This is a genomic window from Rhodoferax sp. LB1P47 (assembly GCF_056521445.1).
This window is the reverse complement of the sequence record NZ_JBWMAU010000016.1, coordinates 44,895-64,263: the sequence shown is the minus strand read 5'-3', so window position 1 is coordinate 64,263 and position 19,369 is coordinate 44,895. Positions and strand designations below refer to the sequence as shown.

Annotated in this window: 20 protein-coding genes and 1 other RNA gene; 12 read left to right on the top strand and 9 right to left on the bottom strand. The window is 65.1% G+C overall.

Annotated elements, in window-relative coordinates; translation table 11 throughout:
- Positions 1-9: 9 nt before the first annotated feature.
- On the bottom strand, positions 10-855 hold the full coding sequence (locus tag AC0969_RS16345) for an ABC transporter substrate-binding protein (protein WP_479625212.1): 846 nt from the start codon (positions 853-855) through the stop codon (positions 10-12).
- Positions 852-1,433: a bifunctional adenosylcobinamide kinase/adenosylcobinamide-phosphate guanylyltransferase gene (gene cobU, locus AC0969_RS16340; protein WP_479625211.1), complete on the bottom strand. Its 582-nt coding sequence runs from the start codon at positions 1,431-1,433 to the stop codon at positions 852-854. The genes AC0969_RS16345 and cobU overlap by 4 nt, the downstream gene beginning before the upstream one ends.
- A gap of 68 nt (positions 1,434-1,501) precedes the next feature.
- Here cobU and AC0969_RS16335 point away from each other — a divergent pair, with 68 nt between their 5' ends.
- The 3 genes from AC0969_RS16335 to ssrS all read left to right on the top strand — a co-directional run bounded on the left by AC0969_RS16335 (position 1,502) and on the right by ssrS (position 2,254).
- Positions 1,502-1,747, top strand: coding sequence for a DUF904 domain-containing protein (locus tag AC0969_RS16335; RefSeq protein WP_479625210.1), 246 nt, complete (start codon positions 1,502-1,504; stop codon positions 1,745-1,747).
- A complete protein-coding gene (locus AC0969_RS16330; protein WP_479625209.1) occupies positions 1,744-2,052 on the top strand; it encodes a cell division protein ZapA in 309 nt (102 codons plus the stop codon). The genes AC0969_RS16335 and AC0969_RS16330 overlap by 4 nt, the downstream gene beginning before the upstream one ends.
- 23 nt (positions 2,053-2,075) lie before the next feature.
- A non-coding RNA gene (gene ssrS, locus AC0969_RS16325) (6S RNA) lies at positions 2,076-2,254 on the top strand.
- Between the two features lie 33 nt (positions 2,255-2,287).
- Here the strand turns inward: ssrS and AC0969_RS16320 are convergent.
- The 4 genes from AC0969_RS16320 to AC0969_RS16305 all read right to left on the bottom strand — a co-directional run bounded on the left by AC0969_RS16320 (position 2,288) and on the right by AC0969_RS16305 (position 8,612).
- The gene (locus AC0969_RS16320) at positions 2,288-4,720 is read right to left on the bottom strand and encodes a sensor domain-containing protein (protein WP_479625208.1); all 2,433 of its coding nucleotides are present in this window, start codon (positions 4,718-4,720) and stop codon (positions 2,288-2,290) included.
- Position 4,721: 1 nt separating this feature from the next.
- The gene (locus tag AC0969_RS16315; protein WP_479625207.1) at positions 4,722-6,038 is read right to left on the bottom strand and encodes an HD-GYP domain-containing protein; all 1,317 of its coding nucleotides are present in this window, start codon (positions 6,036-6,038) and stop codon (positions 4,722-4,724) included.
- Positions 6,039-6,244: 206 nt separating this feature from the next.
- Complete coding sequence (locus AC0969_RS16310) at positions 6,245-7,771, bottom strand: malonate--CoA ligase (RefSeq protein WP_479625206.1); 1,527 nt, start codon at positions 7,769-7,771, stop codon at positions 6,245-6,247.
- Between the two features lie 193 nt (positions 7,772-7,964).
- Positions 7,965-8,612 carry a GntR family transcriptional regulator gene (locus AC0969_RS16305; RefSeq protein ID WP_479625205.1) on the bottom strand — a complete coding sequence of 216 codons (648 nt, stop codon included), beginning with the start codon at positions 8,610-8,612 and terminating at the stop codon, positions 7,965-7,967.
- A 147-nt stretch (positions 8,613-8,759) separates the two neighbouring features.
- Here AC0969_RS16305 and AC0969_RS16300 point away from each other — a divergent pair, with 147 nt between their 5' ends.
- Genes AC0969_RS16300 through AC0969_RS16265 form a run of 8 tightly spaced genes read left to right on the top strand, consistent with a single transcriptional unit; the run spans position 8,760 to position 15,744 of the window.
- The gene (locus AC0969_RS16300; RefSeq protein ID WP_479625204.1) at positions 8,760-9,743 is read left to right on the top strand and encodes a Bug family tripartite tricarboxylate transporter substrate binding protein; all 984 of its coding nucleotides are present in this window, start codon (positions 8,760-8,762) and stop codon (positions 9,741-9,743) included.
- A gap of 2 nt (positions 9,744-9,745) precedes the next feature.
- Positions 9,746-11,416 carry a malonate decarboxylase subunit alpha gene (mdcA, locus tag AC0969_RS16295; RefSeq protein ID WP_479625203.1) on the top strand — a complete coding sequence of 557 codons (1,671 nt, stop codon included), beginning with the start codon at positions 9,746-9,748 and terminating at the stop codon, positions 11,414-11,416.
- 17 nt (positions 11,417-11,433) lie between these two features.
- Positions 11,434-11,748 (top strand): malonate decarboxylase acyl carrier protein, encoded by a 315-nt coding sequence (gene mdcC / locus AC0969_RS16290; protein ID WP_479625202.1) that lies wholly within the window; start codon positions 11,434-11,436, stop codon positions 11,746-11,748.
- Positions 11,745-12,644: a biotin-independent malonate decarboxylase subunit beta gene (locus AC0969_RS16285; RefSeq protein ID WP_479625201.1), complete on the top strand. Its 900-nt coding sequence runs from the start codon at positions 11,745-11,747 to the stop codon at positions 12,642-12,644. Before mdcC ends, AC0969_RS16285 begins: the two co-directional genes overlap by 4 nt.
- The gene (gene mdcE / locus AC0969_RS16280; protein ID WP_479625200.1) at positions 12,641-13,363 is read left to right on the top strand and encodes a biotin-independent malonate decarboxylase subunit gamma; all 723 of its coding nucleotides are present in this window, start codon (positions 12,641-12,643) and stop codon (positions 13,361-13,363) included. Before AC0969_RS16285 ends, mdcE begins: the two co-directional genes overlap by 4 nt.
- The gene (gene mdcG, locus AC0969_RS16275) at positions 13,344-14,003 is read left to right on the top strand and encodes a malonate decarboxylase holo-[acyl-carrier-protein] synthase (protein WP_479625199.1); all 660 of its coding nucleotides are present in this window, start codon (positions 13,344-13,346) and stop codon (positions 14,001-14,003) included. Before mdcE ends, mdcG begins: the two co-directional genes overlap by 20 nt.
- Complete coding sequence (mdcB, locus tag AC0969_RS16270; protein ID WP_479625198.1) at positions 13,991-14,842, top strand: triphosphoribosyl-dephospho-CoA synthase MdcB; 852 nt, start codon at positions 13,991-13,993, stop codon at positions 14,840-14,842. Before mdcG ends, mdcB begins: the two co-directional genes overlap by 13 nt.
- Entirely contained in the window at positions 14,839-15,744 is a 906-nt protein-coding gene (locus AC0969_RS16265; RefSeq protein WP_479625197.1) for an ACP S-malonyltransferase, read from the top strand. The genes mdcB and AC0969_RS16265 overlap by 4 nt, the downstream gene beginning before the upstream one ends.
- 47 nt (positions 15,745-15,791) lie before the next feature.
- Here AC0969_RS16265 and lgt read toward each other — a convergent pair whose 3' ends face one another.
- Together lgt and AC0969_RS16255 are read right to left on the bottom strand one after the other, a co-directional pair.
- Positions 15,792-16,598 (bottom strand): prolipoprotein diacylglyceryl transferase, encoded by an 807-nt coding sequence (gene lgt / locus AC0969_RS16260; protein WP_479625196.1) that lies wholly within the window; start codon positions 16,596-16,598, stop codon positions 15,792-15,794.
- A 161-nt stretch (positions 16,599-16,759) separates the two neighbouring features.
- Positions 16,760-17,410 (bottom strand): dihydrofolate reductase family protein, encoded by a 651-nt coding sequence (locus AC0969_RS16255; RefSeq protein WP_479625195.1) that lies wholly within the window; start codon positions 17,408-17,410, stop codon positions 16,760-16,762.
- Between the two features lie 168 nt (positions 17,411-17,578).
- Between AC0969_RS16255 and AC0969_RS16250 the strand changes: the two genes are divergently transcribed.
- Positions 17,579-18,391: a DUF3750 domain-containing protein gene (locus tag AC0969_RS16250; RefSeq protein ID WP_479625194.1), complete on the top strand. Its 813-nt coding sequence runs from the start codon at positions 17,579-17,581 to the stop codon at positions 18,389-18,391.
- A gap of 73 nt (positions 18,392-18,464) precedes the next feature.
- Here the strand turns inward: AC0969_RS16250 and AC0969_RS16245 are convergent, their stop codons facing one another.
- A complete protein-coding gene (locus tag AC0969_RS16245) occupies positions 18,465-19,364 on the bottom strand; it encodes a LysR substrate-binding domain-containing protein (protein WP_479625193.1) in 900 nt (299 codons plus the stop codon).
- Positions 19,365-19,369: the final 5 nt, after the last annotated feature.

The window sequence follows — 19,369 nt, the reverse complement described above, 5'->3', positions numbered from 1 at the left end:
GTTGATCCGTCAAGGCGCTTTCTCCAGCAGGCACGCGGCCATCACCCGCGCGGCCTCGGCCATGCGCGGGCCGGGGCGCACCAGCACGTCGCTTTGCTCAGGCTTGAAGCTGCACACCCGCTGCTCGCGGATGGCGCGAATGCCGCCCCAGCCGGGGCGCTGCGCCATGCCGATGCTGTTGCGGTCGCCCACCATGATCAGGTCCGGGTTGGCGCGCACCACGAACTCGGGGTTCAGTTTGGGGAACGGGCCGAGTGCTGCGGGAACCACGTTGTGCACGCCCAGCCGGGTCAGGGTCTCGCCGATGAAGGAGGTGGTGCCGGCTGCATACGGCGCGGCATTCACTTCAAAGTAGACCCGGGTGTTTTTAACCCGTGTCGGCAGCGTCTGGGCCGCCGCCGACACGCCCGCGTCGATGTTGCGCCAGATGCGGGCGGCATCCGGCACGGCCAGCAGCAGGCCCAGCTTGCCCAGCACACGCTGCACATCGGCATAGGTTTTGGGCTCCAGCGCCACCACTTTCAAGCCCAACGCTTCCAGCCGGGCACTGGCGCGGGAGGCGGTAGCCAGCAGCACCACGTCGGGGCGCAGGGCGACGATGGCCTCGATGTTCGGGTCCAGCCCGCCGCCCACTTGGGGCAAGGCGCGCACGCTGGCCGGATAGTTGGAATAGCTGTCTACCCCCACCAGCCGGGCGCATTGTTCCAACGCGCACACGCTCTCGGTCAGCGACGGCAGCAGGCTGACGATGCGCTGCGGGGTCTGGGCGAACTGCACGGTGATGCCCCGGTCGTCGGTGACTTGCAGGGCGTGGGCCGACGAAGCCAGACTCAACAACAATGCCCACCACTTCATGCCGCATCCTTCAAGGTCAGCGGCAAACCGGCTGCCATCAGCACCACGCGCTGGCAGCGCTGCGCCACCTGCTGGTTCAGGCTGCCCAGCGCGTCCACAAAGGCCCGCACCTCGCGGCCCATCGGGATCACGCCCAGGCCGATCTCGTTGCCCACCAGCACCAGTGGTCCGGGGGTGGCGCCGATTGCTACTAAAAGTGTAGCTACTTGCGCAGGTGGTATCTGCGCTAGAGGCTTATTTTCTTTAAATTCTGCGGGCATGAGCAAGTTGGTTAGCCATAGCGTTAAACAGTCCACCACCACCAGCGTGTCGGCACGGCTGTGCTGGGCAATCGCCTCGGCCAACTGCAGCGGCTCTTCCACCGTCAACATGCCCGGCACGCGCTCGGCCCGGTCGCGCTGGTGGCGGTTAATGCGCTCCACCATCTCCGCGTCCCAGGGCTGGGCGGTGGCGATGAACACGGCGCGGTGGCTCGGCTCGGCCAGCCAAGTAGCCGCCAGTTGCTCGGCACGGCGGGATTTGCCGCTTTTTTGGCCACCAAGGATGAGTTCGGTGGGGGCTATCGTGCAGAGGGTCATGGGGGATTGGTCAGACAGAGGGCCAAGGATTTTAAGCGCGGCCCCCTGACACTAGAATGTGCAAGCTTATGGCCACCCCCACCCAAATTGAACAAGTTGCCGAACGTACCGAGCGCCTGCTGGTGCGTTACCGTGCGTTGCAACACACCAACCAATTGCTGACCGAGCAGGTCACCGGTTTGGCATATGAGCGTGATTCGCTCAAATCCCGCCTCGGCGCCGCCCGCGCCCGTATAGACGCGCTATTGGAGCGACTGCCCCAGATCGGCCACCCGCCCGCCATCCGCCCCGCCCCCCGCAAGGACGCAGAATGAAGCAGCTCGACGTGCAAATCCTCGGCCAAAGCTATTTGCTGGGCTGCCCGGAAGGCGGCGAAGCCCGCCTGCTGGAAGCCGTGAAGATGGTGGACACCGCGATGTGCGCCATCCGCGACGGCGGCAAGATCAAGGCCCGCGACCGGATTGCCGTGCTGGCCGCCCTGAACCTGGCGTTTGACCTGACCGACCGCGACCGCATGCCCGCCCGCCCCGTCGCGCCGCGCACCGAAGCCGCCAGCAACGACGACCCGGTATTGGGCGCGCTGATCGAGCAACTCGACTTGGCCTTGGGCGACGATTAGCTACCGGACTTAGCCTAGAATCGCCCAGTCTGCGGTGCACGCCGGGCTTTATATTTCCTTGAACCAATGCTCCATGAGCCAGGGCCTGGAATATCCCCGGGGAGCGTGATCATCTCGCGTTAGATGAACCCAACTCCAGGGTGACCTAGCCCACCTGAACCCCGGTTCAGGATGCGGGTCCGGTGGCATTCGCAGACACCTTATTTCCTACGTTCTCACATCTTTAGCGGGCTTGTTAACGGCGGACAGCCATCCGGTCCATCGCCGCGTCAATCACCCGGTCCAGCTCTTCACTGGGCACACCGGGCGCACACAAAAACCCCTGGTATTGGTCGCAGTGCAAGCGCTGTAGCGCATCGCGCTGGGCCGTGGTTTCTACACCTTCGGCAATCACCGTCAGCTTGAGTGCGCGGCCCATCTGGATGATGGCGCTGACGATGGCCTGGTCGCTCTCGTCGTCGGGCAGGCCGCTGATGAAAGAGCGGTCGATCTTGAGTTTGTGGATCGGAAACTTCTTCAAATACGCCAGGCTGGAATAGCCGGTGCCAAAGTCGTCAATCGACAAGGTGACACCCAACGCCGCCAGTGCCCGCAGCCGGGCCAGGGCTTCGTCTGCGTCTTGCACCAGAATCGACTCGGTCAGCTCCAGCTCCAACAGGGCGGGGGCCAGACCGGATTCGGACAAGGCGCTGGCGACACGGTCCACAAAATCGCTTTGCTGGAACTGCAAAGCCGACACATTGACCGACACCGTACGCCTGGTGCCCTGGCGCTGCCAGACCGCCGCCTGCCGCACCGATTCATTCAGCACCCAGGTGCCGATGGTGACAATAAAACCCGACTCTTCGGCCACGGGAATGAACTGGCCGGGCGATACCGGCCCGAGCTCGGGGTCGGTCCAGCGGATCAAGGCCTCCACGCCCAGTACCGCACCCGTAGCCAGGCTGACCTGGGGCTGGTAGTGCAATTTGAAACGCCCGGCATCCATCGCCTGGCGCAGGCTATGTTCCATCTTCATGCGCGACAGCAGCGCCACGTTCATCTGCGGCTGGTAGAAGCGAAAGCTGCCCCGGCCGCGCTCCTTGACGCGGTTCATCGCCGTGTCGGCCGACTTGACCATGTCGTCCAGCGTTTTACCGTCCGCCGGGTACATGGCCACACCGATGCTGCACCCCACCGAGAAATCCACGGCATCCATGTGGAATGGCTGGGCCAGGCTCTCCAGCACGCGCTGCGCCACCATCTTGGCCCCTTCGGCATCGGCCTGGTGCAGGTACATCACAAACTCATCTCCGCCCAAGCGGCACAGCGTGTCCACCTGGCGCAGGCAGTTCAGCATGCGCTGACCCACCTCGACGAGCACCCGGTCGCCAAACAAATGGCCGAGTGAGTCGTTGATGTTTTTAAACCGGTCCAGGTCCAGGAACAGGATGGCAAACTCGCCCGCATCCCGCTCGGCCAGACGCAGCGCAAAGTCCACCCGCTGCGACAGCATCAGCCGGTTCGGCAGGCCGGTCAGCGCGTCGGAATAAGCCAGTTGCGCGATGCGCTCAACGCTGGCTTTTTTCTCGGTCAGGTCTTTGAAAAAGCCAATGCTCTGTGTCACCACGCCCTGCGGATCGCGCAAGGCCACCCACGATAAATGCACCACGCAGGTACTGCCATCGCCGCGCTGGTGCAGGGCTTCGCCATCCCAGTGGCCTTCGCGGTGCCAGCCACGCTGGACCCGGTCAAACAGCGCGCCGCCGCTGGCGTCATGGAACATTGCGGGGGCCAACTGGCCCAGGCATTGCGCCTCACTGCACCGGCTCAAGCGCTCGCAACCGGGGTTGATGGCCACCACCTCGTGCTGTGCATTTGCAATAAAAATCGCATCCAGGCTGGACTCGAACACCTTGCCCGCCAGCTGCAATTGCGCCTCAGATTCAACCCGTTCGGTGATGTCCCGAAACGAATACACCCGGCCAATCGCGCGGCCCTGGCTGATCTGCGGACGCGTCACCCGCTCCAGAATCCGCCCGCTGCGCAGCAACAGCATGTCGGTGCCTTGGTACAAAGGTGTGTTGACAATGGTGTTCATGCGGCGCTGGTAGGCCGCAATATTCACCACCACACGGGCCATGTGGGCATACAGCGCGGCATCAACCTGCGGGTCCAGCAAGGCATCGGGCAGATCCCATAGCGCCGCAAACTGGCGGTTGCGCACCGTCACCACACCGTCCAGGCTGCACACCAAAATGCCATCTACGGTGGACTCCAGTGTGGCCTGCATTTCGGCCAGCACCAACTCCAGACGGTCCTCCGCCCGGCGCAGCGGGCCCAGATCGCGCAGGGCCACCACATACACCCGGTCACCGCTTGCCAAGGTCAAGGGGCTGACGCGCCGCTCGACCTGCAGGCTACGGCCATCGGCATGGCGCACCAAGGTTTCTGAGTGGATTTTTTGCGCAAGGTGGACAGGGCCCGCCGCCACATCCGCCCAAAAATACACGTCTTCAGGGGCCGGACTGAAGTCGGTGGCCTGCCGCCCCAAAAGCGTGCTGAGGGGCTGCCCCAGCAACTGCGCCGCCGCCGCGTTGGCCATCACAATCCGGGTGTCCTGCGGCGCAACGATCCACACAGCATCGGGCAAACTGTCAATCAACGCCCCCAGCACTTCTGTGCTCACCCTAGGACCCAGGCCGGTCGGCAGCAACCACCCGCTCAAAGAAATACGACACCCGCTGGCGCGGCGACAAATAGTCTTGTACGGCGCGAGGCAATTGCGAGGGCTTGAGGCTGCGCCGAATGCCCAGCTCGGGGGCATGCTCCAGATCGACGATCAGCGCTTCATCGCGCGGCACGCTGGCATCAAACACGATCACATACGGCTTCAGGGGCCGGGTCGAATTGACCGACACCACCATCGCATAACCATCATTGAGGAGTTGCACCACCGAGCCCGGCGGGTACACGCCCATCATGCGGATGAAAGCCCCCAGAGTGGCGGTATCGAACCGCGCTTTCATTTGCGCAAAGATCAGCGACAAAGCTTCGTGCGGGGTCATGGCGTTGACCAGCCGGGGCGGATTGCACAAATTGTCGTAACGGTTCACCAGCGCCAAAATCTTGCCGCCAGCGGATAAATTAGCGCCCACCAGCCGCCCCGGGAAGCCGCTGCCATCGACCATCTCGTGGTGCTGGGCAATGGCGCGCAGCACATCCTCCGACAAGCCCATGCGCCGCCCCATCACCAGGCTGTGCTCTACATGCTCCTGGTACACCAACTGCTCGGACACCGAAAAATGAGGGTCCTGGTAGCGCATGCGCTCGGCCATCTGGACCTTGCCCAGGTCGTGCAACAGTGCTGCCAGACCCAGATCGGCCAGCGCAGCAGCTGGCAAGCCCAAGGCTTTGCCCAGCAGCAAGGACACCACCATCACGTTCACCGGATGCAGGGCACTGCGCTCGCCCATCGCCTCAGACAACAAGCGGATGGCCGATTCGCCCTCTGCCAGGATGTCGTCCACACAGCCTGCCACCAGGGCGGTACTTTCCTCGCGCATCTGCACCGCCCGGTTGCTGGCGTGCTCCACCACCCGGCGGTACTGCTGGGTCGCTTCGCCAAACCTGCGCTCGCACACCGCCAAGCTGCGCCGCTGTGCGGCAAGGCGCTCACTGCGTTGCAAACGCAGCAGTTCGGCTTCGCTCAGAACGGGTGGGGGGGGATTTTCAGGACCGGCACCTAATGGACCAGAAGCCCGTGGAATCGGCGCATCAGGCTCACTCTGCGGCATTGGCGACGGGTCGGCCTGGGGGTCACTTTGGTCCGCAAAGTACCGAACCTGGCTCACTCCCAACGACAGAATCGTTTTGATCTGGTCGTCTGAGGTGATTTTGAAGCTGCCCTTGGGAAACGGGTGGTCCATCCAACCCAAATCCAGCTGAATGAACAGGCCCCGTCGTAACTGGGAAACATCAATCCACCGAGAGGAATTTTCTCCCATGGCTTTAAGCGTATACAACTAGAAATCGCATAATTTGATTATGCAGTCTAAGGGTGACATTTTGTTACGAAGCGTGAAATAGTTCACGGTAAATTCATTTATCGGGGTATCGGAAAAATGGAAAGAACCGCCCGCTAAAACATTACGCTCATCGGCGGTTGTAACTTTGTGCAACCAAGTCGTCGCCGAACAATAGCAGATAGGACTTACGCAGCGCCCTTTATGCAGTGGGCGCGCAATATGTTTTTTTGGACTTTGCCCATCGTATTGCGCGGCAGCTCGGCAAGCACATAGCACTGCTTGGGCACCTTGAAGTGGGCCATGCGGGTTTTCAGTGCCGCCAAAATTTGCGCAGGGTCCAGCACCGCACCCGCATGCGCAACCACCAGCGCCACCCCCACCTCGCCAAAGTCCGCATGCGGCACGCCCACCACCGCGCTCTCGGCCACGCCAAGCAGATCGTTGATAGCGGCTTCCACCTCCGCCGGATAGACGTTGTAGCCGCCGCTGATGATCAGGTCTTTGCTGCGGCCCACGATGTGCACGTAGCCCTGCGCGTCAATCAGGCCCAGATCGCCCGTTTTGAAGAAGCCATCGGGCGTGAATTCTTCGGCCGTTTTTTCCGGCATGCGCCAGTAACCCTGGAACACATTCGGCCCGCGCACCTGGATTCCGCCAATCTCGTCCACAGCCAGCGGCTGGTGGGCATCATCCACCACGCGCAGTTGCACGCCGGGCAGCGGGAAGCCCACCGTGCCGCCGCGCCGCACACCGTCTTGCGCCCGGTAGGGGTTGGAGGTGAGCATGGTGGTTTCGCTCATGCCGTAGCGCTCCAAAATCGTATGGCCGGTGCGGGTTTGCCACTCCTTGAAGGTGTCGATCAGCAGCGGGGCCGACCCGGCGATGAACAAACGCATGTGGCGCACCGCCTCGGGCGTGAGCCCCGGCTCTTGCAGCAGGCGCACATACAGCGTGGGCACGCCCATGAACATGGTGGCCCGGGGCAACATCTGCACTACCGCGCGGGCGTCGAATTTGCTGCACCACAGCATCTTGCTGCCATTGAGCAGCGCGCCGTGGATGGCCACAAACAGACCGTGTACATGGAAGATGGGCAGCGCATGGACCAGCACATCGCCGGGTTGCCAGCCCCAATAGTCTTTGAGCGTGCGCGCGTTACTCAACAGATTACCGTGCGTCAGCATCGCGCCCTTGCTGCGCCCGGTGGTGCCGCTGGTGTACAAAATGGCGGCCAGGTCGTCGGCGCTTTGGGGCGCCACGGTGTGCTGGTCGCTATGGTGGGCGGCGCGGTCCAGCAGCGAGCCAGTGCGGTCGCCATTCAAGGTAAAGACATGCCCGGTGCCCGCCATAAAGGCGATCTTGCTGACCCAGCCAAAGTTGGCACTACTGCACACCACCACGGCGGGTTCGGCATTGCCAAGAAAGTAGCGGATTTCATCGGCTTGGTAGGCGGTGTTGAGCGGCAAAAACACATACCCCGCACGCAAGGTGGCCAGGTACAGCACCATGGCCTCTACCGACTTGTCTACCTGCACCGCTATACGCGCCCCGGCAGGCAAGTCCAGCGAGGCCAGCAGGTTTGCCAACATGGCGGTACTGCGGTCCAGGTCGCGCCAGGAGTAGAGCAGGCCGTTGTCGGTCTCGACTGCAATAGTGTCCAAATCAGCGGGAAAAGCCGCGCGCAGGGCGGCAAAAAGATGGTGTTGGGTCATATTAATAAAAGGAAATTACTTCGTAATTACCCATCACCCCAGCAGCAAGAGCGCCGATCCTCAAGGCATCCGTGGAACTGGCTTTGCCAGGCCACAGGATGCGCCCCCTGCGTGTCGTATCGGTTTTTCAAACCGATACGAGGGGGTTGGCGAAAAGCGCTTGCGCTGTAGCCTTGGGGTGTGAGTAGTTACCTTACTTCAAGGCTTCCAAGGAAGCCACCAAATCGGCAAAGCGCTCGCCCTGCACCACCACATGCTCGCGCAGGGCGGCGGCGGCGGCATCGCCATCGCCCGCCAAAATCGCCTGCACCACGGCGGCATGCTCTGAAAACGAGGTATCCAGACGGCCCCGCACGCGCAATTGCAGCCGCCGGTAAGGGCGCAGGCGCCGGTGCAGCGACATCGCCTCCTCCTGCAAAAACCCGTTGTGGCTGCCGCTGTAGATGGCGCGGTGGAAGCGCTCGTTGCCGTAAAAATATGCATCGCTGTCGCCCGCCGCGCGGGCCTCTTCGCAGGCGGCATGGGCCTGCACCAGCGCCTCCCGCTCGGGCTCGTCCATGCGCCGTGCCGCCAGACGGCCACACATGGCCTCCACCTCGCCCATGACCTCGAACATCTCGACCAGGCGGGTGGGGCTGGCGCTTTTCACCACCGCGCCGCGCCGGGGGCGGATGTCGATCAGCCCCTCGGCGGACAGTAGCAGCAGGGCCTCGCGGATCGGCGTGCGCGAAACACCGTAGCGCGCCACCAGCATGGCTTCGTCTAGTGCGCTGCCGGGCGGCAGCTCACCGGTGGCGATTTGTTCTTCGATCTTTTCGCGCAACTGCTCAGAAATTTTCATGGCCGAATTTTCCCACCGAACCTCCCACCAAGGGTATGCCACGACTTCCGTACATACCCGTTAGGTGGTTTAATAAATACATTAAATTTCTCTAGAAATTTATTGTTTGAGTATCTTGCGCACAACCCCACACCAGGAGACCGCCCCATGACACCCATGCCCACCCGCCGAACCGCCCTCGCTGCCGTTGCAGCAGGGCTGCTGCCCTGGCCCCTGAGCGGCCACGCCCAGGCCGCCTGGCCCGCCAAACCCGTCACGCTGGTCGTGCCCTTCCCCGCCGGGGGCGGCACCGACACCTTTGCCCGCCCGCTGTCGGCACAGTTTGCCAAGCTGTCGGGCAAGCCACTCATCATCGATAACCGGGGCGGTGCCGGGGGCACGCTGGGCGCCAGCATTGCCGCCAAGGCCACGCCCGATGGCTACACCTACTTCATGGGCGGCACGCACCACGTGATCGCCCCGTCCATGTACCCCAAGCTGGACTACGACCTGGAAAAAGACTTCGTGGCCCTGGCCCTGCTGGCCAACGTGCCACAGGTGCTGGTGGTCAACCCGCAAAAGATCCCCGGCGACTTCAAGGCCTTCATGGAGCAGTTGCGCAAAAACCCCGGCAAGCTCAACTATGGTTCGGCCGGATCGGGTTCGGCCCACCACCTGGCGGGCGAGCTGTTCAAAATGCAGACCAAAACTTTCATCACCCACATCCCTTACCGGGGTGCGGGCCCGGCGCTGCAAGGCCTGATTGCCGGTGATGTGGACATGGTGTTTGACGGCCTGGGCTCCAGCGCCGCGCACATCAAAGGCGGCCGCATCAAGGCGCTGATGGTGGCGGGCAGCAAGCGCAATGCGGCTTTCCCCGACGTACCTTGTGCCACGGAGCTTGGCCTGCCCGACTACACCATGCACACCTGGTATGGCCTGTGGGCCCCCAAGGCCACGCCGCCCGAGGTACAAAAACAAATGCTGGAACAGATCCGCCAGGTCGGTGCGTCGGAAGAAATCAAAACCATCTGGGCCGGCAACGGGGCCGAATTCGGCACCCTGCCACCCGACAAGTTCCAGGCCTTCGTCAGCGCCGAGATCAAGCGCTGGGCCAGCGTGGTCAAAGCCTCGGGGGCCAAACTGGACTGAGTATGGCCACCACGCACTGGAACACCCAAGCCACAAACCGCGCCCAGCGCTTGCAGCAGGCCCGGCAGACCCTAGGCGGCAACCTGGCGGGCAAAGTGGTGCAGGCGGCGGATGCCGTGCGCCTGCTCAGCGCCACCATCGCCAGCGGCGACCGCGTCTGCCTGGAGGGCAACAACCAGAAGCAGGCCGACTTTCTGGCCAAAACCCTGACCCAGCTGAACCCCGCGCAAATCCACGACCTGCACATGGTGCAGTCGGTGCTGGCCTTGCCCGAGCACCTGGACCTGTTTGAGCTGGGCATTGCCAGCAAGCTGGATTTCTCGTTCTCCGGCCCGCAGGCCGCGCGGCTGGCCCGGCTGGTAGCTGCGGGGCAGATCCAGATCGGCGCCATCCACACCTACCTGGAGCTGTTCAGCCGCTACTTTGTGGACCTGACACCGCGCATCGCCCTGGTGGCCGCGCACTCGGCCGATGCCCAGGGCAACCTGTACACCGGCCCCAACACCGAAGACACCCCCGCCATCGTCGAGGCCACCGCCTTCAAGAGCGGCATCGTGATTGCCCAGGTGAACGAGTTGGTAGACCGCGTGCCGCGCGTCGATATTCCCGGCGATTGGGTGGACTTTGTGGTGCTGGCGCCCACGCCGAATGTGATTGAGCCGCTGTTCACCCGCGACCCGGCGCAGATCAGCGAAATCCAGGTGCTGATGGCGATGGTGGCCATTAAAGGCATCTATGCCGAATACGGCGTGCAGCGGCTGAACCACGGCATCGGCTTTGACACTGCTGCTATTGAGTTGCTACTGCCCACCTACGCCGAATCATTGGGGCTGAAGGGCAAAATTTGCCAGCACTGGGCGCTGAACCCGCACCCGGCGCTGATCCCGGCCATCGAGGCGGGCTGGGTCCAGTCCATCCACTCCTTTGGCTCCGAGCTGGGCATGGAAAACTACGTGGCCGCCCGGCCCGACGTGTTCTTTACCGGGGCCGATGGCGCGTTGCGCAGCAACCGCGCCTTCAGCCAGGCCGCTGGCCACTACGCCTGCGACATGTTCATCGGCTCCACCCTGCAAATCGACCTGAACGGCCACAGCTCCACCGCCACCCAGGGCCGCATTGCCGGGTTTGGCGGCGCGCCCAACATGGGGGCCGATGCCCGGGGCCGCCGCCATGCCACCCCGGCCTGGCTGAAAGCCGGGGCCCAGGCCCGGGCCGGGCGCGGCGGGGTGGCAGCCATGCCGCGCGGGCAAAAGCTGGTGGTACAGATTGTGGAGACCTTCCGCGAGCACATGCAACCGGCCTTTGTGGAAACCCTGGATGCCTGGCAATTGGCCGAGCAGGCCAAGATGGAGATTCCGCCGGTGATGATCTACGGCGACGACCTGACCCACATCCTCACCGAAGAAGGTATTGCCAACCTGCTGCTGTGCCGCACCGACGAAGAGCGCGCCCAGGCCATCCGGGGCGTGGCGGGCTACACCCCCGTAGGCTTGGGCCGAGACCGCCGCATGGTGGAAAACCTGCGCGACCGGGGCATCATCCAGCGCCCCGAAGACCTCGGCATCGACAAGCGCCTCGCTACCCGCGACCTGCTGGCCGCCCGCACCATGCGCGACCTGGTGCGCGCATCCGGCGGCCTGTACAACCCACCCGAACGCTTCAGAAACTGGTAGCCCACACAGACCACGATATGGAACAACTCCACTACAGCTTTACGGGCCAGCACCGCCCCGCCCTCTTTCCTCCGGTGCTGGTCGGCGTGGTCGGCTCGGGCAACCTGGAAGTGCTGGTCGAGGCCGCCCCCGGCAGCGGCCAGTGCGCCCTGCACATCAACACCTCGGCACGCGGCTTTGGCCCCATCTGGCAGGCCGTGGCCGAAGACTTCCACCAGCGCCACCACCTGGCCGACGTGCGCATCTCGGTCAACGACATGGGGGCCACCCCGGCGGTGGTCAGCCTGCGCCTGGACCAGGCCGTGGCCGAACTGCCAGGGGCCGCGCCATGAGCCCCAACATTTCCCAAAGTTTTTCCGAATCCACCGCCCGCAAGCGCGTGCTGGGCCTGCTGGACGCAGGCACGTTTAGCGAAATTCTGGGTCCGGCCCAGCGCGTCACCAGCCCGCACCTGGCCTTGCTGGACGTGCCCGCCGCATTTGACGACGGCGTGGTGGTGGGCAGCGGCCAGCTCGCCGGGCAGGCGGTGCTGATTGCGGCGCAAGAAGGTGCCTTCATGGGCGGCGGCGTGGGCGAGGTGCATGGGGCCAAGCTGGTAGGCCTGTTCCAGCGCGCCGTAGACCAGTCCAAGTCAAACCTGCGCCCCGCCGCCGTGCTGCTGCTGGCCGAATCCGGCGGCGTGCGCCTGCACGAGGCCAACGCCGGGCTGATCGCCGTGTCGGAAGTGATGCGCGCCCTGCTGGACGTGCGGGCTGCGGGCATTCCGGTCGTGGTGCTGATTGGCGGGGCCAACGGCTGCTTTGGCGGCATGGGGCTGGTGGCCCGCTGTGCCGACCACATCGTGATGAGCGACGTGGCCCGGCTGGCCATGTCCGGCCCCGAGGTGATCGAGGCATCGCAAGGGGCCGAAGAATTCGACTCCCGCGACCGCGCCCTGGTGTGGCGCACCACCGGCGGCAAGCACCGCTACATCACCGGTGACTGCGACGCCCTGGCCGACGACAGCATGGCCGCCTTCCGCCAGGCCGCTATCGATAGCCTGGACAACGCCCGCCCGCTCACGCTGGACAGCCTGGAAGAAGAGCACCGGTTCTTATCTGAACGCTTACGGCTGGACGGCCACAGTGCCGATGCCCTGCCCATCTGGGCGCGCCTGAGCGTGCCCCAGCCCGCCACAGTAGCCGACATGGAAGCCGCTGAGCTCCGCGCCTGGAAAGAAGCCGTATGAACATCGACACCCTGCTCACCGCCCTGTTCGGCAGCCAGCACCAGGTGCAGCGCCACGGCGACTTTCTGGCCGGCGATGCCACGCTGGACGGCCAGACCCTGCGCGCCATTGGCACCACCGAGCATGCCCCCATCGGCGTGGAACTGGCCCTGGCCCAGGCCCGCGAAGTGCTGGATGTGGTGCGCCACCACCCGGGCCGTCCCATCCTGCTGCTGATCGACACCCAGGGCCAGCGCCTGCGCCACCGCGATGAGCTGCTGGCCATCAACCGCTACATGGCGCACTTGGGCTGCTGTATTGAACTGGCGCGCCGCCAAGGCCACGCGGTGATCGGGCTGATCTATGACCAGGCGCTGTCGGGTGGCTTCATCACCTCCGGGCTGATGGCCGATGCCTGCTATGCCCTGCCCGAAGCCGAAATCCGCGTCATGCGCCTGCCCGCTATGGCCCGCATCACCAAGATCGACGAAGCCCGGCTCACCGAACTGTCGCAGTCCAACCCGGTGTTTGCCCCCGGCGTGGCCAACTATGTAGCCATGGGTGCCGTGCGCAGCCTGTGGACCGGCAACCTGCAAGCCCACCTGCGCCAGGCGCTACTGGACGCACGCACCCCCGACGCGCAGCACGACCGCCGTGCGGCCGACGGCGCAGCCCGTGGGGGCCGCAAACTGTCCGCACAGGTGAGTGCCCAGGTACGCCATGCAGGCATTGCAGCGTAACCAGCTGGTCTGGCTGCACGACCACGCCTGGGAAGGGCTTGCCGCGCGGCACTGTGACGCGGCAGCACAGGCCACCCTCACCTATTGGCAGCAGCACCGGCTGCCGCTGGTGGTGTGCCGCCAGGCCGCGTGCCTACCCACCCAGCGCATCTCGGTGGGTTTGGCCGCGCCCCGCAGTTGGGCGGCCAGCAAACTGGCGCTGGACCTGGCCCCCGAGGACATCCGCACCCATGGCGACTTCCCCAGCCTGCAGCAGGTGGCCCACGGCACCCCGTGGCAGCCCGCAGCACAGGCCTTGACTGAGGCGCTCGGAACCCCAGCCCTGGTCTACGGCTCCTACGGCTGGCAGCACCTGACCGGCCTGGACTACGTGCATGCCGCATCCGACATCGACCTGCACCTGTCCGTGCCCCACATGGAAGCCGCCCAGGCCCTGGTGGCGCAGCTGGAAGCCGCACGCTTACCCATGCGCATCGACGGCGAGCTGGTGTTTCCCGGTGGCCACGCCGTAGCCTGGCGCGAGTTCGCCCGCCTGCTGCAAGGCCAGACCCGCAGCGTGCTGGTCAAAACCCGCCACAGCCTGCAACTGGCCGATCTGCCCACCCTGCGGGCGCTGACGGAGGCCGCATGCAGCATCTAAAACCTTTGGCCCCCCACGCCGTGCGCGCCCTGTACCTGGAGCTGGCGCTGGAGCCCAAACCCGGCCTCGTCAGTCTGCGCGATAACGGCAGCCACCACGACATGACGGCGCAGACCTTTGTGCGTAGCCTGTTCGCCCTGCGCCACTACTTTGGGCAGATGGCCCAAGCCGGGGCGGCCCAGTTACCGTTTACTAATTTGGAAGCCCTGGGCCTGCAAGCCGAGGCCCGCATGCTGCGCGCCACCGGCGGCATCAACACCCACCGGGGCGCCATTTTTGCGCTGGGCCTGCTGTGCGCCAGTGCCGGAAGTCTGCCCGCCACCGCAACCCCGCAGGCGCTACGCAGCGCCCTCGCCACCCACTGGGGCCCCGCCTTGCGCAGCCGCGCCGAGCACGCACGCCAGCGCCCGCCCAGCACCCACGGCCAGCGCGCCGCCCAGCGTTTCCAGTTGCGTAGCGCGGGCGACGAGGCTGCCGATGCATTTCCCACCCTGTTCGAGGTCACCCTGCCCGCCCTGCAAGCCGCCTACCACCTGGGTCTGGGGGACAGGGCGGCGCGCATCCAGGCGTTTTTTGCCACCCTGGCCTGCCTGGACGACACGAACATGGTGCACCGGGGCGGCATGGAGGGCCTGCGGTTTGGCCAGCAGGCGGCACGCCAGTTTCTGGCCGCAGGCGGCGCGGCGCGACCCGATTGGCTTATCCACGCCCGCGCCCTGCACGCGCAATTTGTGGCGCGGCGGCTGTCGCCCGGCGGCTCGGCCGACCTGCTGGCCTGCGCCTGCTGGGTGCACAGCGTCTGTGTCGTCACGCCACAAACACAAGCCTGCCCGGCATGAGCTACGCCCTGCTCGTGCCCGGCCAGGGCAGCCAGCACCCCAACATGCTGCCCTGGCTGGATGCCCACCCCGCCGCCCAAACCACTCTGACCGCCATGACCCAAGCCATCGGTGCGGACTGGCGCGCGCGCCTGCACGACTCCGACTTTCTGCACGCCAACGCCGTGGCCCAGCCCCTGGTCACCGGCACCGCGCTGGCAGCCTGGGCCGTACTGCAAGCGCTGTTGCCCCCACCCGCTGCCGTGGCGGGCTACAGCGTGGGCGAACTGGCCGCGTGGGCCTGCGCCGGGGTGTTCGACACCGCCACCGCCCTGCACCTGGCGACCCAGCGGGCCGCAGCGATGGACCGTGCCGGGGCAGGCGCGGTAACGGGTTTGCTATCGGTATCCGGCCTGACCGCTGAGCAAGTGGCCGCACCCCTGGCCTGCGCCATCCGCCTGGGGCCTACGCACCACATTTTTGCCGCCCTGCGTGCCGATCTGGAAGCCGCCCAGCCGCTGCTGACCGCCTTTGGTGCGCAGTGCACTCTGCTGGATGTGCGCGTGGCCTCCCATTCGGCGTGGATGGCCTCTGCCACGGTGGACATGGCCGCCCTGCTGCACGCCCTGCCCCTGGCCGCGCCGCTGTGCCCGGTGGCCACCAACTTCGGCGGCAGCGCCACCCGCCGGGTAGACGTGCTGCGCCACAGCCTGGCCCAGCAAATCTCGAACACAGTGGAATGGGGGGCCTGCATGGAGGCCGTGGCCGAGCGCGGCGTGCGCTGCGTGCTGGAGCTGGGTAGTGGCCGTGCGCTGGCCAAGCATTGGGCGCAAAACCACCCCGGCATCCCCGTTCGCTCACTGGAAGACTTCCGCAGCCCCGAAGCCGTTACGGCCTGGGTGCGGCGCAATGCTACTAATTAACTAGCATCTCACGCTTATGGAATAAGCGCCAGAGACCAATTTGACCCTTATTTTTGCCGCTGCCCCAGCCACACCCACAGCCCCGCCCCGACCAAAATCATGGGCACGCACAGCCACTGGCCCATGCTCATGCCCATCGACAGCAGGCCCAAAAAGGCATCCGGCTCGCGGAAGAACTCGGCAATAAAGCGGAACACGCCGTAGCCAAACATGAACGCCGCCGCCACCTGGCCCGGTGCGCGCTGTTTGCGCGCATACAGCCACAGCAGCACAAACAGCAACAAGCCTTCCAGCAGAAACTGGTAGACCTGCGACGGGTGGCGCGGCAACGGGCCGCCATCGCGGAACACCATGCCCCAAGGCAGATCGGGCGCGCTCAGGCGGCCCCAAAGTTCACCGTTGATGAAGTTACCCACGCGCCCCGCCGCCAGCCCGGTGGGCACGCAGGGCGCCACAAAGTCGGCTACCTGCCAGAACGGTTTTTTACGCGAATAGGCAAACCAGAACATCGACCCAATCACCCCCAGCAGCCCGCCGTGGAAGGCCATGCCGCCCTGCCACACGTACAAAATCTGCAACGGGTGGCTGAGGTAGTAGTCGGGCTTGTAAAACAGGCAGTAGCCGATGCGCCCGCCCAGCACCACGCCCATCACACCGAGAAACAGCATGTCCTCCACGTCTTTAGCCGTCCAGGCTTGGCTGCCGGTCATGGACGCAAACGGCGGATGCCGCAAACGGCGCATCCCCAAAAACATGAACAGCGCAAACGCGGCCAGGTAGGTCAGGCCGTACCAGTGGACGGCCAGGGGGCCGATTTGCAGGGCGATGGGGTCGATTTGGGGGTGGATCAGCATGGGCGGTATTGTGCCCGCAGCGGGTGAAGGCTTTGTAGTGCGGCACCAGCGGTGGCGTGGGACCAAAGACTCATGCAGGAAACCGGCTCTTGCGCTTATGGAATATGCGTGAGCAGCTACTTTTAAGATAGCAAATCAGTTTTCGCTTGGGTTAGGCGTCATTACTGCCGCGTCAAAACCACGTGTGTAGCCCGTGGCGAGCTCTCACACCGGGTGCAGGCGTAGCCCAAGGCGGGAAGGTCCACGCCTTCGAAGAGCCGCTCGCCGGAGCCGAGCAGGACGGGGGATATGGCGAAGTGCATCTCGTCGATCAGACGCTGACGAAGGTATTGTTGGATCACGTTGACACCGCCACCCAGACGCACATCCTTGCCTCCCGCCGCCTCTCGGGCGCGCTCCAGAGCGGCGGCAATGCCTTCGGTCACGAAGTAGAAAGTGGTGCCGCCCTCCATGACCAGCGGTGCGCGGGCGTGGTGGGTCAGCACGAACACCGGCACGTGGTAGACCGGGTTCTCGCCCCACCAACCCCGCCAGCTCTCGTCGGGCCAAGGTCCGCGCACCGGCCCGAACATATTGCGGCCCAGAATCCAGGCCCCAATGTTCTGAAAGCCCCGCGCGGCAAACTCCTCGTCTAGCCCCTCCGTCGATCCGCCATCGCCACCGAACACGTGCTTCTGGAACGTGCGTGTGGACATAGCCCAGCCATGCAGCGAAGCGCCACCCACGCCGAGCGGGTTGTCGATATCCTGGTCCGGGCCCGCGCCAAAACCGTCTAGAGAGATGGTGAAACTTTCTACGCGGAGTTTGGACATGGTGGTTCTCGAGGGTGCGAGTGGCGAGCAAATGGGTTGGGGTGTCTCACGGAGGCTCCAATATAGCTCTGCACAAACCCACCAGCCCCTCGGTCCGCGCCGACAGGCACCGAGGCAGGCGAGCCCCGCCATGCCCCCGGGGAATCCCCGCAAAGGCATACTCCCGCCATGGCTTCTGGATCACCTCGCAACCCGTCTTCCCCTCTCCCCACCGGTCGTCGCAGTGGCCGCTGGCTGCGCTGGCCGCTACGCCTGCTAGGCCTGGTCTTCCTGTTACTCCTCGGCCCTATGGGCGTGCTGGCCTCGGGCACGCTGGATTTGCAAACCCCCTGGCACCAGGCCCGCAGCGACAGTACCGGCCAGACACCTGACCCGGCGGTGGAGCGGCGCGCGGTGGTGCAGGTGTTTGGGGCGCGCACCGTGCGCTGGCGTGGCGCTTTTGGCATCCACCCGTGGATCGCAGTCAAGCGTGCAGGCGCAAGCCGCTACACCACCTACCAGATCGTGGGTTGGCGCGCCCAAAACGGCGAGGAGGCGCTGGTCACCGGCAGCAGCAGCCATCCCGATGCCCGCTGGTACGGCGCCTATCCGCAGCTACTGGCGGACCACCGTGGTGCGGACGCGGACGGCATGATCGACGCCATCGAGGCGGCGGTGGCGGCCTATCCCTGGGGGCATGAATACCGGCTCTGGCCCGGCCCGAACAGCAACACCTTCGTCGCCTGGGTCGCCCGCCGCGTGCCCGCGCTGCACCTGGACCTGCCACCCACCGCCATCGGCAAAGACTACCTGGGCCCCAACACTTTCGTCGGCTACGCCCCCAGCGGCACGGGTTGGCAATTGTCGCTGCTGGGCCTGGCGGGGGTGACGGTGGCGCGGGAAGAGGGCCTGGAGCTGAATCTGCTCGGGCTCGGCTTCGGCATCGATGTGAACGACCTGCAACTGCGGCTGCCGGGTTTTGGCAAACTGCCCTCGCCGTAGTCTCTAGGTTCAGCACCAAATAGGTCTCTAGCGCTTATTAAATAAGCGCAAGCAGCTATTAAAAACAGAGCTACTACGCCACAAAGGCAATGAAGCGCGCCAGCGCCGGGCTGGCATTGGTTGCCGACCAGACCAAACTCGTCTCGCAGCCCGGCAATACCGCGCCGCGCTTGCCCGACTCCACACTCCGGTAGACCACGCCCGGCCTTTGAAATTGCGTCACGCTGTGCGGCACCCAGGCGCAGCCCAGCCCGGCGGAGACCAGGTTGACGATGGTTTGCATCTGGATGGCCTCTTGCGCCACGGTGGGCAGGTGCCCGGCGGCGTGGTAGGCGGCAAAGATCGCGTCATACAGCGAGGGCACGATGCGGCGCGGGAAGACCACCAGCGGCGCGTCCAGCACGGCGGCCAACGTAAGGCGGGGCAGCGCGGCCAGCGCGTGGGTTTCGGGCAGCGCCAGCACCAGCGGCTCTTGGCTCACCACCAAGCGCTCCAGCCCCACGGGGGCAAAACCGGGGGCGTGCAGCATGAAGCCTGCGTCGATTTCGCCCCGCGCCAGCGCCTCCAGCTGCACGTCGCCGGTGGCCTCGACCAGCTCCATCTGCACCTTGGGGACCAGGGCGCGAAAGCCGCGCACCCACTGCGGCAGCAGCGCAAAACCTACCGTCGATACAAATGCCAGCCGCAAGCGGCCCAGCTCGCCCGCCGCTGCGGCACGGGCATGCTCGGGCAGCGCCTGCGCCCGGGCCAGCAGGTCGAGCACCTCGGGTAGCAACGCCCGGCCGGTGGCGGTGAGCTGCACGCTGCGTTTGGTGCGGTCGAACAGGCTTACGGACAGGCGCTTTTCCAATAGAGCGATGGCCTGCGTCAGCGGCGGCTGGGTCATGTGCAGGCGCTGGGCGGCGCGGCCAAAGTGCAGCGCGTCGGCCAGCACGGCAAACTGGTTCCACAGCCTCAGTTCAATGTCGTTCATATGTA

Excerpts from the sequence above, each read along its gene's own strand:
- AC0969_RS16300 (WP_479625204.1), top strand. The coding sequence starts at position 8,760 with ATGACACCCATGCCCACCCGCCGAACCGCCCTCGCTGCCGTTGCAGCA.
- AC0969_RS16265 (WP_479625197.1), top strand. The coding sequence starts at position 14,839 with ATGAGCTACGCCCTGCTCGTGCCCGGCCAGGGCAGCCAGCACCCCAAC.
- AC0969_RS16305 (WP_479625205.1), bottom strand. The coding sequence starts at position 8,612 with ATGAAAATTTCTGAGCAGTTGCGCGAAAAGATCGAAGAACAAATCGCC.
- lgt (WP_479625196.1), bottom strand. The coding sequence starts at position 16,598 with ATGCTGATCCACCCCCAAATCGACCCCATCGCCCTGCAAATCGGCCCC.
- AC0969_RS16255 (WP_479625195.1), bottom strand. The coding sequence starts at position 17,410 with ATGTCCAAACTCCGCGTAGAAAGTTTCACCATCTCTCTAGACGGTTTT.
- mdcE (WP_479625200.1), top strand. The coding sequence starts at position 12,641 with ATGAACATCGACACCCTGCTCACCGCCCTGTTCGGCAGCCAGCACCAG.
- AC0969_RS16285 (WP_479625201.1), top strand. The coding sequence starts at position 11,745 with ATGAGCCCCAACATTTCCCAAAGTTTTTCCGAATCCACCGCCCGCAAG.
- mdcB (WP_479625198.1), top strand. The coding sequence starts at position 13,991 with ATGCAGCATCTAAAACCTTTGGCCCCCCACGCCGTGCGCGCCCTGTAC.
- mdcA (WP_479625203.1), top strand. The coding sequence starts at position 9,746 with ATGGCCACCACGCACTGGAACACCCAAGCCACAAACCGCGCCCAGCGC.
- AC0969_RS16250 (WP_479625194.1), top strand. The coding sequence starts at position 17,579 with ATGGCTTCTGGATCACCTCGCAACCCGTCTTCCCCTCTCCCCACCGGT.
- mdcG (WP_479625199.1), top strand. The coding sequence starts at position 13,344 with ATGCAGGCATTGCAGCGTAACCAGCTGGTCTGGCTGCACGACCACGCC.
- AC0969_RS16330 (WP_479625209.1), top strand. The coding sequence starts at position 1,744 with ATGAAGCAGCTCGACGTGCAAATCCTCGGCCAAAGCTATTTGCTGGGC.
- AC0969_RS16245 (WP_479625193.1), bottom strand. The coding sequence starts at position 19,364 with ATGAACGACATTGAACTGAGGCTGTGGAACCAGTTTGCCGTGCTGGCC.
- AC0969_RS16335 (WP_479625210.1), top strand. The coding sequence starts at position 1,502 with ATGGCCACCCCCACCCAAATTGAACAAGTTGCCGAACGTACCGAGCGC.
- cobU (WP_479625211.1), bottom strand. The coding sequence starts at position 1,433 with ATGACCCTCTGCACGATAGCCCCCACCGAACTCATCCTTGGTGGCCAA.
- AC0969_RS16310 (WP_479625206.1), bottom strand. The coding sequence starts at position 7,771 with ATGACCCAACACCATCTTTTTGCCGCCCTGCGCGCGGCTTTTCCCGCT.
- mdcC (WP_479625202.1), top strand. The coding sequence starts at position 11,434 with ATGGAACAACTCCACTACAGCTTTACGGGCCAGCACCGCCCCGCCCTC.
- AC0969_RS16345 (WP_479625212.1), bottom strand. The coding sequence starts at position 855 with ATGAAGTGGTGGGCATTGTTGTTGAGTCTGGCTTCGTCGGCCCACGCC.
- AC0969_RS16315 (WP_479625207.1), bottom strand. The coding sequence starts at position 6,038 with ATGGGAGAAAATTCCTCTCGGTGGATTGATGTTTCCCAGTTACGACGG.